The following is a 12477-nucleotide window of genomic DNA, read 5'->3' on the forward strand; positions in this document are numbered from 1 at the left end:
GATTGTGTTCGGGACGGATTCGAACCAGCCAGTCGGTCTGTCCCCTCTCCAAGGTCGACCGTCACCACCATCTACGGCTGAACGTGGTTGAGGACATGCTGAGCCAACTTTCACACGACTCCAAGGCCACTGGCGACCAGTCTGAAGCCGATAATCGATAGTAAGGCTAGCACGGCGGCTCGACGGACCCGGTCACTGACAGCGGTTCTGAGTCGCTTCCCGACTGCGACACCGGCAACGGCCGGCACGGCTGCGAGAACGGACGTTCCAGCGACAACCGCGTTGGGATAGAGCCCGAAGACGCCGGCAAAAGCGACCCGCGTGACGCTGAGTCCCAGAAACACCAGCGCGACGACGCCGACGAACACGCTGTGCGAGAGGTCGAAACTCCGGAGATACGCGACGAGCTGGACGCCGACGTTCGTTCCGCCGAACAGCGCCCCCGAAACGCCGCCGATGCCGACCATCGCAAGCGGTGTCTTCCCGAGGTCGCTGTTGCCCACTGACACCCATCCGGGAAGCGGCACCCGCTGCTGGGCGGTCGCCACAAACCCCAGGGTCAGCAGGCCGAGTCCGACACGGAGCGGCGCTTCCGGGAGCCTGTCGAGTACAGCCATCCCGACAACAGTCCCGACAAGCGCCGCAGCGATAAGCGGTCCGAACCGCTGGCTACAGGTACGCAGTTCACGCCGTGAGAGGTCCCGAACCAGTGAAACGTTCACCGCGAGAATGGGGAGAATCATGAACACGACGGCTGTCGCCGGGTCGATGACCGTCGCAAGCGCCATCGTCCCGACGACGGCGAAGCCGAAGCCAGCAAGCCCGTTTGTCGCCCCGGCGACGAGGACGATAGCCGTCACTATCACGACCATCGTCCACGAGACTGGCAGAATCATATGGTATCAGGGTCCTGTGCGACGCCCACAGCGGCCCGTAACCGACTTCGGGCTGGGCAGTGGTTCTTGTGAAGTAATCACACGGCCCTGGATAAAGCCGCGTCGTGTTTCACTACAGTGGGGTCGAACGTGACCGCCCCGCTGTCGGGATCAGAACGTGATAACTTCGTAGTCGTCGTCGACGAGCGAGCGAATGCTCGGGTGGCCGTCGTGCTCGTCCAGCGTGACGAGTCCGGAGTCGGCGACGGCGTCTTCGACGCCGAATGCACCGGAACAGTAGTCACAGACGGCCGTATCCTCTTTGACGGTCTGGTACAGTTCATGGTAGTCGCTGTCCTCGTCTTCGAGTTCCGGAATCCACTGTGTTCCGGCCCCGTCGAAGATGAGTTCGAGGTCGTCCTCGTCGTTTTCCGCGAACTCCGTTGCTGCTTCGAGGCCGTTTGCGAGTCGGCCGAGATTCTCGTGTCCCTCTGTCCCTGCGAGGATGATGACGGCTGCTTTCGTCATTACGTGGCGTAATAGCGCTCTCGCTAATATATTATGAGTGGGTGCGTGCGACGGCGCTGAACTCGCACCAAGTGTTTATCAACTAGTGCCAATCGGGCAGTGAATACGTCGATATACAGGATGTCGTCTACAGGCGTGGCCTTATTCCGCGTATGATTCGATGAGCGCTCTGAGCGCTTCTTCGCCTTCGAGGCCGACGACTTCTTCTACCTGCTCCCCATCGGCGAACAGGATGAGTGTTGGAACGCCACGGACGCCGTAGGACTGTGCGAGTTGCTGGTTGGCGTCGACATCGACTTTGGCGACGGTCGCGCCGGTCTCTGCGGCCAGCGTCTCGACGGTCGGTTCGAGCATCTGGCACGGGCCACACCAGTCGGCATAGAAGTCCGTGAGGACGACGTCGTGCTTGTCGACGACATCGTCGAGATGGTCCGTTCCGTCGATGTGAAGCGGTTCGTCCGTCGCGGTCGTCTCGGCGTCGGATGCAGTATCAGTTGCCATCAATAGACTGTACGCGGCAGCGACAAATAAGAGTTTGCACAAAATATACAATACTATGAAATACTCTTCGCAAGCCAATGGTAGCGGGATGTCTATTCGTGCAGGCGCAGAAATCGGCTCGGCTCGTGAGCGACAGCGTGTAATAGAGAGAAGACGGCGGCGTTAGCTTTCGACAGTCGGGGCCGAGGACTCGGACTGTTCGTACTTGTTCTCGAACTCCTGAATCAGTTGGCCCATCTTCGCGTACCAGTCGTTGAGCATGCGCTGCATCTCGTCTGCTATCTGGGACGGATCCGTCGGCGAGTAGACGTGGTAGTAGCCGCCCTGGTCGTAGTTGATCTGGTCTTTCTCGATAAAGCCCGTCTGGAGGAGTCGCTGGACGGCGCGATACGCGGTCGAGCGCTCGCGGTCGACTGCCTCGGCGAGTTCGTCGACGGTCAGTGGTTCCTCGGCCTCGACGAGCGCCCGAAAGCACTCCTTGTCGAGTTCTTTGAGCCCGTGGAAACACTCCAGCAGTCCTTCGCACTGCATATCTCGACGGAGCTGTTCAGACATCGAATCTGGCATCGTTATCACCTCTCTGTAGTTACTACCCAGATATAAGACTTGTGTACGGTTCGCACAAATGCACGCACGATCCGGCAAAAACTGCCCTCGGATGGGTGGTCAAGGCCGTTCACCTCACAGCCGACACACATGCCTGCGAACTGTTAGTCTGCGCCCGTCGCGGCTGTATCGCTGGTCTCGCTCCGGGTTCGCCAGTAGCCTTGGAGATATGCGCCGAGAAACATCCCGGCGAGCGCCCAGAGGATGGTGACGTTGCCGATACCGAGGCTCGCGTAGGCGGCCCCCGGACAGATACCGGACAGTCCCCACCCGACGCCGAAGATGGCACCGCCGACCAGGACGTTCCGGTCGAAGGACTTCAGACGCCGTTCGAAGGTGTCGCCGGTCAGCGGCGCGCGGCCGAGGAGGCGGGGTCCGAGAACGAAGGCCACCCCTGTCACGGCAGCGCCGCCGAACATCACGAACACCAGCCCGAAGTCCTCGAACTGGAGGAAATCCAGAACGACTTCCGGGCGCGCCATGTGGCTGTACGCGAGTCCGAACCCGAAGATGAGCCCGCCGACGAGAATCAGCGGCATGAACGCGGGGTGGCGGTCGTCACTCATGTGTCGTTCCCTCCGGCCGCTCCCGGTCGCTCGCTTCGAGACTCTCGTTCCGCTCGTGTCTCGCAGCTCACGGACTCACCCCCAGTGCCGAAACCAGTTGTGCAGTGATGATGGCGACGGCGAGGAACGTCAGGACGCCGGCTATCGACGTTTTCGACGCGGAGCCGACGCCACAGACGCCGTGGCCTGACGTACAGCCCTTGCCGACGCGCGTCCCGATACCGACGAATACCCCGCCGAGGAGGAGTCGCCACGGCTGGACGTCCGTGGTCCACGCGCCGCCCTGATAGACGACCGCGTACACGGCCGCCCCGAGGATAATGCCGAGCGTGAACACGACACGCCAGTCACGGGAGCTGACATACTGCTGGAACCGGGACCGGTCCGAGACGTACGACAGCGTCGACTCCAGAAACGTGCTCGCGCCGGCGCTGATGCCGGTTCCGAGGTAGATGACGACAGTCCCAAGCCCCACCAGCAAGCCACCGACGGCGTAGCGACTGATGCCGTTCGGAAACAGTTCGGCGGTTGCCTGCAGTGGGAGTGCCTCAATCACCATTGGCGTCGTTAGTCACCCGCAAGGGATTCCTGGCTAGCGGCGCAGTTATTCGGCCCGAGTTCCAGCGTGAACGCTTCCTCGTCGTCGACGGCGTTCTGCCCGAGGTTCGTCGCGATGATCTCCTCGTAGTTGGCCGGCCGCGGCGGCATATCCGAGAGGACGAGCTCGACGAACGCGTCCTCGTCCATGGTGAGCGCGTCCATCTCTTCGACGAGCGCACTGATTGGGGCGGTAAATGTACTGTCCTCTGCGGGTTCGGCCGCGTCGCTGAAGTGCGCGCCGCCGATAAGCGTGCCATCAGGCAGTGTTAGCACACGCTCTTGAAGGGACTCGTAGAGCATACGCGCGGCTTCGGGCGCGCCCTCGTCGCCCTCTTCGAGGTCGGGGCGAGCGACGCTCTCGATGAAGAGCCCGTCACCGGTCGCGAGCAGGCTCCCGTCGACGAGATAGGAGGTCATCCCGGTCGTGTGGCCGGGCGTGGAGACTGTCTCGATAGTCGCGTCGCCGACCTGAAACGTGTCGCCGTCTTCGGCAGTCGTCAGGTCGTCGGTGTCCTGCCGAGCTTGCGAGGCAGGGCCCGTGGAGCCTTGCTCCGCGGCGTAGGTGACGCCGCGGTCGACGGCGGCCTCTGGAATGACGCCCTCGACGCCTTCTGCGTCGAGGTCGCGAACGCCGGAGATGTGGTCGGCGTGGATGTGCGTATCGAGTGCATACTTGAGTTCGACACCGAGTTCAGCGGCGTCATCGAGATACCGGTCGGTGAACGCACGTAGCGGGTCGATGATGGCGGCTTCGCCGTCGTCGTAGAGGAGATAGCCCAGACAACCTGAGGACGGTCGCTGGTACTGCAGGAGTGTGCCGGTGCCGTCGTAGCGTTCGACTTCGACGGCCTCGTAGATGCTCGCCCACCCGTTCATGCCGTCTTCGAGGTGGTTGACGTCGTAGCCGTGTTCCGCGAGTGTGCCCGCGACGTACTCGCTGGCGCCGCCCTTCGCGCACAGGACGGTCACTTCGCGGTCGTCGGGAATCTGAGCGAGGACGTCGCTGTCGATGTCGTCCTCAAGGAACTCGAAGTACGGGATGTTGAGCGAGGTGACGTTTTCGCCGTCGATGCGCCACTCGTCGTAGTCTGATTGCATACGCGCGTCGAGAAGCGTCACGTCTTCACCAGCGTCAATGCGGTCTTTGAGCGATTCCGGATCGGTCGTTTCCACGTCGACGTCTGGCGTCGGAAAGTCGTCAGCGTTCATTTTGTGCACTCGTTTCTACCGGGCGGACGCACAAAAGCATTTGCATAGTAATCCACATTCTAAACAATACTATCGGCCAAACAGACCCACGAGTAAATAAAATATGGCCTGAATTAGCATAATAGGGCATTTGAGGCCGAAAATTAGGTGAGTAGTTGTTTGCTAAACTCACAAGAATCGACAATCTTTTACTTGACCGGGCGGTATTGTGCGTTAGCTCCAAGACAACTCAACGGAGCGAATAACCAATGAACGCTGAATTCGATATCGCGGAGACGCTCGACGTGAAAGGTGCATCGTGTCCCATGCCAGTGGTGAAGACGAAGTCGGCTACCGACGACCTCGCCGAGGGTGACGTCCTCGAAGTACTAGCGACCGACCCGGGCAGCATGAGCGACATCGACGGTTGGGCGGCCGGTACTGAGGGCGTCGAACTCGTCGACCAGGAGGAGGGCGACGACGTGTACAAGCACTACGTCCGCAAGACGGAGTAACGATGAGCACGGACACACCAGACGCGGCGTCCGACGACACTCCCTCGCGTGCGGAGCTGGCCGCCCGCGTCGACGAACTGGAAAACGCGCTCGCGGAGGCCACGAGCGAGGACGACACGAAGAAGATGAGCATCATTGCGACGAAGGGCACGCTCGACATGGCGTACCCCCCGCTCATCCTCGCCAGCACCGCCGCTGCGTTCGGGTACGAGGTGACTGTCTTCCACACGTTCTGGGGGCTAGACATCCTCCACGAGGAACGCTCGAAGAACCTCAAACTGAGCTCCGTCGGGAATCCGAATATGCCGATGCCGAACGCGGTCGCCGCGATTCCTGGCATGGACCGCGTAACGACGAAGATGATGGAAAAGCGCATCGCGAACAACGACACCGCGACGATTGAGGAGCTGCTGGAGACGAGCCTCGATATGGGCGTGGAGTTCCAGGCCTGCCAGATGACCATCGACCTGATGGATTACGACGAGGCCGACTTCTACGACGGCGTTACCACCGGTGTCGGCGCTGCGACAGCGCTGCAGGACATGGCCGACGCCGACATCCAACTTCTTGTCTGAAACGACCAATCGCGCACAGCTAGCTGCGGCAGACAACTATTCTGTCTTTTCCTCGGCGCGCTCACGGCCGACTGCGCCGGCAAGCGCCAGCAAGTAGCCGAGCCCGTACTGAACGTCCGGGTCGCGTAGCCCGCGAAGCAGACCGACGGGACCGACCGGCTCGGCCGGTTCGCGCTCCGCTTCACCGAGGCCCGCCAGTAGCGTCTCGATACCGTCGCGGGTGTCGTCGTCTGCTGCCGTCTGTGCGACTTCGCCGAGCGCGGCACCGGTACCGGCCAGCGACGTGACCATCTCGTCGTCGAGCGCGGCGGTCGCCAGCGAGCCGACTTCGGCGAGCTCGGCTAGTTCGTCGAGCGTGCCGCTTCGCTGGAGCGCGAGCAGGGTTTCCAGCGCGTCCTGCAACTCATCGCCGTTCTCACCGACGGTCTCGGCCAGGGAGACGGTCTCGTCGGTCGCAAGCCCGTCTGCAGACTCGGCAAGGGTCGAGCCGGTGGCCGAGAGCTCACGCACCATCTCATCGGAGAGCGCACTCTCGCCGAGCGAGAGCACGTCCAGCAACTCGTTGACGGCGTCGAGGTGTTCGACGAACTCCGCGACGGCCTCGGGATTCTGCTGGATTGCCGCTTCGAGGTCGGTCTGCTCGGAAACCTCTTCTCCGGACATGGTCAGAGCAACCCCCGTGCGGTGAGCCAGTAGGACTCGTTGTACGCCAGCTTCGACCAGTGGAGTTTCTCCGAGGGCGGCGCCGGCGACGGCTGGTTCTCGTAGTCGAACTCGACGAACGACGCCGCGTCCATCCCCGTTTCGATGAAACACAGCGTCTTCCCGTCGTAGGTCGCTGTTGCCGGACGGCCGCGGATTTCACTGGCGAGGCGCTGCCCGACGACGCCGGCCTGGTAGTGGGCGACGCTCCCAGCGTTCGGGACGCCGGTATCGGCGGTATCGCCGAGCGCGTAGACGTTCTCGGCGGCTTCGGCTTCGAGCGTGTGCTTGTCGACGTCGACCCACCCGTCGTCGCCGAGCCCCGCCTCTTCGATGAGGTCGATACCGCCGTGGGGCGGAATCGTCACGAGGAGGTCGTAGTCGAGGTCGGTCCCCTCCATCGAGGTGAGCGTCTCCGAATCCGGGTCGACTTCCTCGGCGTTGAAGAACGTCTCGACCTCGATGCCGCGTTCGTCCATAATCGGTCGGGCCCATTCGGCGATATGGGGGTTGCCGTGGACGCGCTGGATCGGGTATGTGTAGGTGATGTCGACGTCGTCGCGGAGCCCGCGCTCGCGGAGCCAGTCGTCGGCCATGAAGACGAACTCCAGTGGTGCCGCCGGGCACATGTGGGGCGACCCGATGACGCTCAACACGAGGTGCCCCTCGGTGAACCCAAGCAGTTCGTCACGGAGGGCGGTCGAGCCCGACTCGCTGTAGTAATCGTGCCCACCGTCCGCGAGGCCGGGTATCCGTTCGGGCTCTAGCGTCGACCCGGTCGCCAGCACGAGGTAGTCGTAGTCGACTGCCGGAGCGGTGCCGTTGAACCGCAGTCGCTGGGCTTCGGTGTCGATTGCGGTCACGCGGTCGATTCGAAGGTCGACGGCGTCGTCGACGAGCTCGTCGAGCGGTCGCCGACCGTCTGCCGGTTCGCGTTGTCCGAACGGCACGTACAGCCAGACCGGCTTATATACGTGGTCAGGTCCGTCGTTGATCAGCGTGATTCGGACGTCGTCGGCGGCAAGCTCGACGTCCAGTCGGTCGGCGAGGTCGTTCGCGAGGACGGTGCCACCGGTCCCACCACCGACGATGACGACGTGCTCGGTCATGCTTTCTCCAGGTAGAACGCGTTGTGGTCGTCGAGCTCCTCGATAGCGAGCAGTTCGTTGCCGGCCTCTTCGGCCCACTCCGGAACGTCGGTGAGCGACTGGTCGGTGTCGCTCAGGAGCCGAACCACGTCACCGGCTTCGGCATCTCGGATCTGTCCGATGAGGTCCATCAGCGGACCGGGACAGGCTGCGCCTCGGGCGTCGACGGTTTCGTCGGGTTCGATGTCAGTCATGGGAGTCTCACAGGAGGTAGTTGGAGCTCACCTGTATTAGTATTGTGCGTAAATTCCAAGATTATGAAAACAGATGAGTCCGGCGCAGTGGAGCAAGCGTATCGATCGTACGGCGAGTACGGAACCGCCGGGAGCGCGCCGCTATCTCTATCGGGTGAACACGAGGGCGTAGTGGTACGGCGGCAGTTCGACCTGCCGCTCAAGCGTGAACTCCGACGCCGAGAGCACCGCATCCTCGGTTGCCGCTGGGGGCATCCGAAGCCCCGTCGGCGGCCCTCGCGGTTCGCCCGCAACGGTCGTGGTTTCGCGCGGACGGTCGTGCCAGTTCACGACGAGTAGGCTCCCGCCAGCCTCAATCGCCCGGAAGGCCTGTCGGATAAAGCCGGACTGGTCGTCGACGCCGTGCAACGTGTTTGCTATCATGAGCGTGTCGACGCGGGCAGTGAGCGCCGAAGGCAGGTTCCGAGCATCGCCGTGGATTGGGACGACGTTCTCGATCTCCTGTTGGTCGGCGAGATCTTCGAGTTCGTCGAGGAGGGCCGCATCCAGATCGAGCGCGTACACCGGCTCGGGCTCGACGATGCGGGCGGCTGGGAGCGCAAAGTACCCGCTTCCACAGCCGACCTCGGCGACTGACTCGCCGGACGCGACACCGAGTGTCCGGAGCGTCGCGCCGGGCGTCGGCCAGAGTTTGCCCCACCAGTCCCAGTCGGGCTGGCCGGTGTTCTGGAACCGGTCCATCCCTAGCGGGAACCCGACGTGTCGATACCCAGCAGTCGGTACAGGAGGCACATCCGGACGAGGCCAGTCGCGACGAGGACGACACCAAGCAGTGTCGCGACCGCGCCGACCGTCGTTCCGAAGCCCAGCAGACCGCCGAGCGTCGCCAGTCCAGCAACTGCCAGCACGAGGCCAACAGCGATGCGGGTCAGTCTATCAGTCGCTCCAATATTGTTCTCCATACCCACAAATACGCAATACATCTACCTAAGTCTTACTCGATGCACGGTGACCACCGGAGCAGTCGCGCCGACAAAATCACACCGCAACGGACTGCTACGGTGCTGTCTGTGACGCCCACACTGCCGGCAGTCTCGTGTAGACGGCTGCATTGTCGACGAGCACATCGACCGGGACGTACTCGTCGGGGGTGTGGACGGTATCGGTCCCGAGCGCAAACTCGACGGTCGGAATGCCCGCGTTCCGGAGCGTCTTGGCATCGCCGCCGCCCGTGGCACTCCGTCGGAAGACGCGTTCACCTGTGACGTCCGCCGCCGTCGACGTGACCGCTTCGACGAGCGGGCTGTCGGACTCCTCGGCAGTCCCGACGCTCCAGGAGACATCGGTAATCGTAATCCCCTCACAGTCGGTGACACAGGACCGGATCTCCGAGAGCACGTCGGGCGTCTCAACCCCGGCGGTCAATCGGATGTCGATTTCGGCGCGGGCGGACTGCGGAACACTGTTTACCGCGTCGCCACCTTCGAAAATGCCGAGGTTTATCGTGGGGTACCGGAACAGGTCCCGCGCGACATCTTCACCCAGCGATGGGGCGTAGTATTCGACCGACTCGTCGACAATCGGTTCCACTTTGGGGGCGATATCGAGTCGTCTAGAGCCAAAGCGGTCACGCAGCGTCTCGACGGCGTCGTAGAGTCGGTCGACCGCGTTGATGCCCAGCATCGGCCGGGAACCGTGGGCCCCCTCGCCGCTGGCTTCGAGCGTCAACCAGATGCTGCCCCGGTCAGCAACCGTGACGGAGTGACGGCCCGCCTCGCAGGTCGGTTCGCCGATAACGCACGCGTCCGCGTCGAGTTTCTCGGCCTCCAGCAGCGCGGGAAGGCCGGCGTCACCGCCCACTTCCTCGTCGCTCACGAAGGCAAACAGGAGCGTGACAGGCGGTTCAGCGTCGGTTGCGGCGAAAGCCTGGATGGCAAGCAGCATCGATGCCACGGCACCTTTCATATCGGTCGCGCCGCGGCCATACACGCGGTCTTCGACGCGCTCGCCGAGCGGAGCGTGAGTCCATGCGTCGGCCTCGAAGGGCACCGTATCGAGATGCCCGTTGTACAGCAGCGTTCGGTCCGACTCACCGGGAATCCCAACGAGGAGGTTCGGCTTCGCCGGGTCGACTGCGAACCGCTTGACGTCGACCGGCAGCGGGTCGAGGAATCCCTCGATCTCGGTCACAATCGCACGCGTATCCCCGGGCGGGTTCGACGTGTCTATCGCCAGGAGGTCGAGGGCGAGTGTGACCAGTTCCTCGCGGCGGTCTCGAACGTAGGTGAGGGGAACAGCGGGACTCATGTGTGGCCGAATATACCGTTAACGTCCTTTGCTGTCGTCCAGGCCGTTTCTGGGTGGGTGAAAACCAACGTCATATCTTATAATAGAATCAGTGTGCGCAAAAGTATTTCGCAGATATTACAATACTGTGTAGTATTATACGTGGAGCCCGGCCGTGGAGAGAAACGACTACAGAACGGAGTCCAGATGAACCGCTACGAGTCCCCCACGCTTGTAAGACGGGATTTGCCTCCGTTTCTCTCAGGGAAACTCGCTACCGCCCGAATCACGCGTACTTTTCGATTACGGCACGCAGTTGTGATTCGTCCTGCATTCCGACGAGTCGCTCGACCGGCTCCCCGTCGGCAAACAGAAGCAGCGTCGGGACTCCTCGAACGCCGTACTCGGCGGCGAGCTCCTGGTTCGCGTCGACGTCGATTTTCGCCACTGTCGCGGCGGTCTCGGCCGCGACGGTTTCGACGACGGGTTCAAGCATTTGGCACGGCCCACACCAGTCGGCGTAGAAGTCGACCAGAACCACGTCGTGATCGGTAGTCGTGTCGGACAACTCGGCTTTTCCATCGACCGTAATCGGCTCAGAGGGGTCTCCTGATTCAGATTCGTTGGTACTACCCGACTCACCCCGGGTACGAAGCTCGTCCAGTTTTTGTCGTCTGATCTCCTCTAGCTCGTCAGTCATCACTCCGACATTCGGACCGGATCGACTTATTTGTTTTGTACATCCTTTGCAATACTGGGTTGCACTGCGGGAGTCTATACGAAAGTCAAGAGTGTGATCTGACCAGCAGTCGATTCTCACCCTCGGCGTCACAGCCGTCGGTTCTCTCAAACGGTAACCGGGGCCGGCCAGTCTCATATATGACAACAAGTCGGTGTGGCCTATCGTGTGGGGTTCACAGGTAGAATTGCCTCAGTACCCGTGGAAGTGGTCGGTAATGGCGTACTTTACTAGCCATTTGATAGCCACATCGATTCCGACGTACCACATACAAGACATACTCCGCCGACGAGCTACGGTTGCAATATCGACGAGTGGCGACCCCACTTCTCGATCCGGTACTCGAAAATTCTCTCCGTCCTTTCGACACCGTATCCGAAGAGACTTTGCTCTGTAGGCACAATACAACACACGAATGGTACTCCCAATCGACCCGAGCCAGATCGACCCCGAAGACATCGGCGAACAACAGGCGACGCTCGAAATGAGCCACGAAGACGCCATCGAACACGTCCGAGACGTGTTCACCGACGCCGGGTTCGGTGTCCCCGTCGAGTTCTCGCCCTCCGAAATGCTCAACGAGAAGATCGATGCGGACCGTGACCCCTACTACGTGTTGGGGGCCTGTAACCCCGAAGTCGCTGACCGCGCTCTCGATGCGACAGACAACAAACTCGGTGCGCTCATGGCCTGTAACGTCGTCATCTGGGAGGAAGAACCCGGACAACAGCGCGTCTATCACGTCTCGATTATGCGAATCGCCCGCCTCGTCGGGATGGCTCCCGACAACGAGGAGATGGCGGACATCGTCGCCGACACCGGCGAAATCGTCGACGAGGCGTTCCGGAACCTCTAACATGGGGTATCACACGTTCGACGCCGGCCGGGCCGACAAACTCGAAGACGCCCAGCAACGGTACCGCTCACTCTCTGCAGAAGAGTTGCACTGGGCGCTCTCACCCGAGAGTGACGAGACGGTCGCGGACCTCGGGAGCGGGACCGGGTTCTACACCGACGACATCGCACCGGCCGTCGAATCAGTGTACGCTGTCGACATCCAGGAAGCGATGCACGACTACTATCGGGAGAAAGGCGTCCCTGACAACGTCGACCTCGTGACGAGTGCGGTCGACGACCTCCCGTTCGATACCGGCAGTCTCGACGGGGCGTTCTCGACGATGACGTACCACGAATTCGCTAGCGACGGGGCGCTGAACGAGGTCGCACGGGTGCTCAACTCAGGCGGGACGTTCGCCATCGCCGATTGGGCGGCCTCCGGCAGTGGTCGCAACGGCCCGCCCGTCGACGAGCGGTTTTCCGCTACTGAGGCAACGGACACGCTCCGCCAGCACGGATTCACAATCGAGTTCGAGGCGGTGCGACCGGAGACGTTCCTGCTCGTTGCGAGTGCCGAATAACAGAACTGGCTACCGGTCACGTCATTTCTGCTCTGG

18 protein-coding genes are annotated in these 12477 nt (G+C 62.0%); 4 read left to right on the top strand and 14 right to left on the bottom strand.

What is annotated here, in order from left to right; translation table 11 throughout:
• Positions 1 to 110: 110 nt before the first annotated feature.
• The 7 genes from HAH_RS17575 to HAH_RS17605 form a co-directional block, all read right to left on the bottom strand.
• On the bottom strand, positions 111 to 896 hold the full coding sequence (locus HAH_RS17575; protein WP_014031049.1) for a sulfite exporter TauE/SafE family protein: 786 nt from the start codon (positions 894 to 896) through the stop codon (positions 111 to 113).
• 150 nt (positions 897 to 1046) lie between these two features.
• Positions 1047 to 1403 (bottom strand): DsrE family protein, encoded by a 357-nt coding sequence (locus HAH_RS17580; RefSeq protein WP_014031050.1) that lies wholly within the window; start codon positions 1401 to 1403, stop codon positions 1047 to 1049.
• A gap of 141 nt (positions 1404 to 1544) precedes the next feature.
• On the bottom strand, positions 1545 to 1904 hold the full coding sequence (gene trxA / locus HAH_RS17585) for a thioredoxin (RefSeq protein WP_014031051.1): 360 nt from the start codon (positions 1902 to 1904) through the stop codon (positions 1545 to 1547).
• 162 nt (positions 1905 to 2066) lie between these two features.
• Positions 2067 to 2471 carry a helix-turn-helix domain-containing protein gene (locus HAH_RS17590; protein ID WP_014031052.1) on the bottom strand — a complete coding sequence of 135 codons (405 nt, stop codon included), beginning with the start codon at positions 2469 to 2471 and terminating at the stop codon, positions 2067 to 2069.
• Between the two features lie 143 nt (positions 2472 to 2614).
• On the bottom strand, positions 2615 to 3076 hold the full coding sequence (locus HAH_RS17595; protein WP_014031053.1) for a YeeE/YedE family protein: 462 nt from the start codon (positions 3074 to 3076) through the stop codon (positions 2615 to 2617).
• Positions 3077 to 3143: 67 nt separating this feature from the next.
• A complete protein-coding gene (locus HAH_RS17600; protein WP_014031054.1) occupies positions 3144 to 3635 on the bottom strand; it encodes a YeeE/YedE family protein in 492 nt (163 codons plus the stop codon).
• Between the two features lie 8 nt (positions 3636 to 3643).
• A complete protein-coding gene (locus HAH_RS17605) occupies positions 3644 to 4885 on the bottom strand; it encodes an MBL fold metallo-hydrolase (protein WP_044952789.1) in 1242 nt (413 codons plus the stop codon).
• A gap of 248 nt (positions 4886 to 5133) precedes the next feature.
• On the opposite strand from HAH_RS17605, the gene HAH_RS17610 reads away from it, so the two are divergent.
• Both HAH_RS17610 and HAH_RS17615 read left to right on the top strand, forming a co-directional pair.
• Entirely contained in the window at positions 5134 to 5379 is a 246-nt protein-coding gene (locus HAH_RS17610) for a sulfurtransferase TusA family protein (protein ID WP_014031056.1), read from the top strand.
• Between the two features lie 2 nt (positions 5380 to 5381).
• The gene (locus tag HAH_RS17615; RefSeq protein WP_014031057.1) at positions 5382 to 5954 is read left to right on the top strand and encodes a DsrE/DsrF/DrsH-like family protein; all 573 of its coding nucleotides are present in this window, start codon (positions 5382 to 5384) and stop codon (positions 5952 to 5954) included.
• A 36-nt stretch (positions 5955 to 5990) separates the two neighbouring features.
• Here HAH_RS17615 and HAH_RS17620 read toward each other — a convergent pair whose 3' ends face one another.
• From HAH_RS17620 to trxA (HAH_RS17650), 7 genes are all read right to left on the bottom strand, one after another.
• Positions 5991 to 6617: a DUF1641 domain-containing protein gene (locus HAH_RS17620; protein ID WP_014031058.1), complete on the bottom strand. Its 627-nt coding sequence runs from the start codon at positions 6615 to 6617 to the stop codon at positions 5991 to 5993.
• Positions 6618 to 6619: 2 nt separating this feature from the next.
• On the bottom strand, positions 6620 to 7765 hold the full coding sequence (locus tag HAH_RS17625) for an NAD(P)/FAD-dependent oxidoreductase (RefSeq protein ID WP_014031059.1): 1146 nt from the start codon (positions 7763 to 7765) through the stop codon (positions 6620 to 6622).
• Positions 7762 to 7998 carry a sulfurtransferase TusA family protein gene (locus HAH_RS17630; protein WP_014031060.1) on the bottom strand — a complete coding sequence of 79 codons (237 nt, stop codon included), beginning with the start codon at positions 7996 to 7998 and terminating at the stop codon, positions 7762 to 7764. Before HAH_RS17630 ends, HAH_RS17625 begins: the two co-directional genes overlap by 4 nt.
• 147 nt (positions 7999 to 8145) lie before the next feature.
• On the bottom strand, positions 8146 to 8739 hold the full coding sequence (locus HAH_RS17635; protein WP_014031061.1) for a class I SAM-dependent methyltransferase: 594 nt from the start codon (positions 8737 to 8739) through the stop codon (positions 8146 to 8148).
• Positions 8740 to 8741: 2 nt separating this feature from the next.
• Positions 8742 to 8960 (bottom strand): YgaP family membrane protein, encoded by a 219-nt coding sequence (locus tag HAH_RS17640; RefSeq protein WP_008311830.1) that lies wholly within the window; start codon positions 8958 to 8960, stop codon positions 8742 to 8744.
• 94 nt (positions 8961 to 9054) lie between these two features.
• Positions 9055 to 10305, bottom strand: coding sequence for a M20 family metallopeptidase (locus HAH_RS17645; RefSeq protein ID WP_014031062.1), 1251 nt, complete (start codon positions 10303 to 10305; stop codon positions 9055 to 9057).
• Between the two features lie 265 nt (positions 10306 to 10570).
• Positions 10571 to 10984: a thioredoxin gene (gene trxA / locus HAH_RS17650; RefSeq protein WP_014031063.1), complete on the bottom strand. Its 414-nt coding sequence runs from the start codon at positions 10982 to 10984 to the stop codon at positions 10571 to 10573.
• 454 nt (positions 10985 to 11438) lie between these two features.
• Between trxA (HAH_RS17650) and HAH_RS17655 the strand changes: the two genes are divergently transcribed.
• Together HAH_RS17655 and HAH_RS17660 are read left to right on the top strand one after the other, a co-directional pair.
• On the top strand, positions 11439 to 11879 hold the full coding sequence (locus tag HAH_RS17655) for a DUF302 domain-containing protein (protein ID WP_014031064.1): 441 nt from the start codon (positions 11439 to 11441) through the stop codon (positions 11877 to 11879).
• Between the two features lies 1 nt (position 11880).
• Positions 11881 to 12441 (top strand): class I SAM-dependent methyltransferase, encoded by a 561-nt coding sequence (locus HAH_RS17660; protein WP_014031065.1) that lies wholly within the window; start codon positions 11881 to 11883, stop codon positions 12439 to 12441.
• The last annotated feature ends 36 nt before the right edge of the window (positions 12442 to 12477 follow it).

The organism is Haloarcula hispanica ATCC 33960 (assembly GCF_000223905.1).
In the GTDB taxonomy this organism is placed as follows: domain Archaea; phylum Halobacteriota; class Halobacteria; order Halobacteriales; family Haloarculaceae; genus Haloarcula; species Haloarcula hispanica.

Bases quoted from the DNA above. Each gene is read 5' to 3' on its own strand.
- HAH_RS17645 (WP_014031062.1), bottom strand. From the start codon at position 10,305: ATGAGTCCCGCTGTTCCCCTCACCTACGTTCGAGACCGCCGCGAGGAA.
- trxA (WP_014031063.1), bottom strand. From the start codon at position 10,984: ATGACTGACGAGCTAGAGGAGATCAGACGACAAAAACTGGACGAGCTT.
- HAH_RS17660 (WP_014031065.1), top strand. From the start codon at position 11,881: ATGGGGTATCACACGTTCGACGCCGGCCGGGCCGACAAACTCGAAGAC.
- trxA (WP_014031051.1), bottom strand. From the start codon at position 1,904: ATGGCAACTGATACTGCATCCGACGCCGAGACGACCGCGACGGACGAA.
- HAH_RS17590 (WP_014031052.1), bottom strand. From the start codon at position 2,471: ATGCCAGATTCGATGTCTGAACAGCTCCGTCGAGATATGCAGTGCGAA.
- HAH_RS17610 (WP_014031056.1), top strand. From the start codon at position 5,134: ATGAACGCTGAATTCGATATCGCGGAGACGCTCGACGTGAAAGGTGCA.
- HAH_RS17630 (WP_014031060.1), bottom strand. From the start codon at position 7,998: ATGACTGACATCGAACCCGACGAAACCGTCGACGCCCGAGGCGCAGCC.
- HAH_RS17575 (WP_014031049.1), bottom strand. From the start codon at position 896: ATGATTCTGCCAGTCTCGTGGACGATGGTCGTGATAGTGACGGCTATC.
- HAH_RS17640 (WP_008311830.1), bottom strand. From the start codon at position 8,960: ATGGAGAACAATATTGGAGCGACTGATAGACTGACCCGCATCGCTGTT.
- HAH_RS17605 (WP_044952789.1), bottom strand. From the start codon at position 4,885: ATGAACGCTGACGACTTTCCGACGCCAGACGTCGACGTGGAAACGACC.
- HAH_RS17595 (WP_014031053.1), bottom strand. From the start codon at position 3,076: ATGAGTGACGACCGCCACCCCGCGTTCATGCCGCTGATTCTCGTCGGC.
- HAH_RS17620 (WP_014031058.1), bottom strand. From the start codon at position 6,617: ATGTCCGGAGAAGAGGTTTCCGAGCAGACCGACCTCGAAGCGGCAATC.
- HAH_RS17580 (WP_014031050.1), bottom strand. From the start codon at position 1,403: ATGACGAAAGCAGCCGTCATCATCCTCGCAGGGACAGAGGGACACGAG.
- HAH_RS17600 (WP_014031054.1), bottom strand. From the start codon at position 3,635: ATGGTGATTGAGGCACTCCCACTGCAGGCAACCGCCGAACTGTTTCCG.
- HAH_RS17615 (WP_014031057.1), top strand. From the start codon at position 5,382: ATGAGCACGGACACACCAGACGCGGCGTCCGACGACACTCCCTCGCGT.
- HAH_RS17635 (WP_014031061.1), bottom strand. From the start codon at position 8,739: ATGGACCGGTTCCAGAACACCGGCCAGCCCGACTGGGACTGGTGGGGC.
- HAH_RS17625 (WP_014031059.1), bottom strand. From the start codon at position 7,765: ATGACCGAGCACGTCGTCATCGTCGGTGGTGGGACCGGTGGCACCGTC.
- HAH_RS17655 (WP_014031064.1), top strand. From the start codon at position 11,439: ATGGTACTCCCAATCGACCCGAGCCAGATCGACCCCGAAGACATCGGC.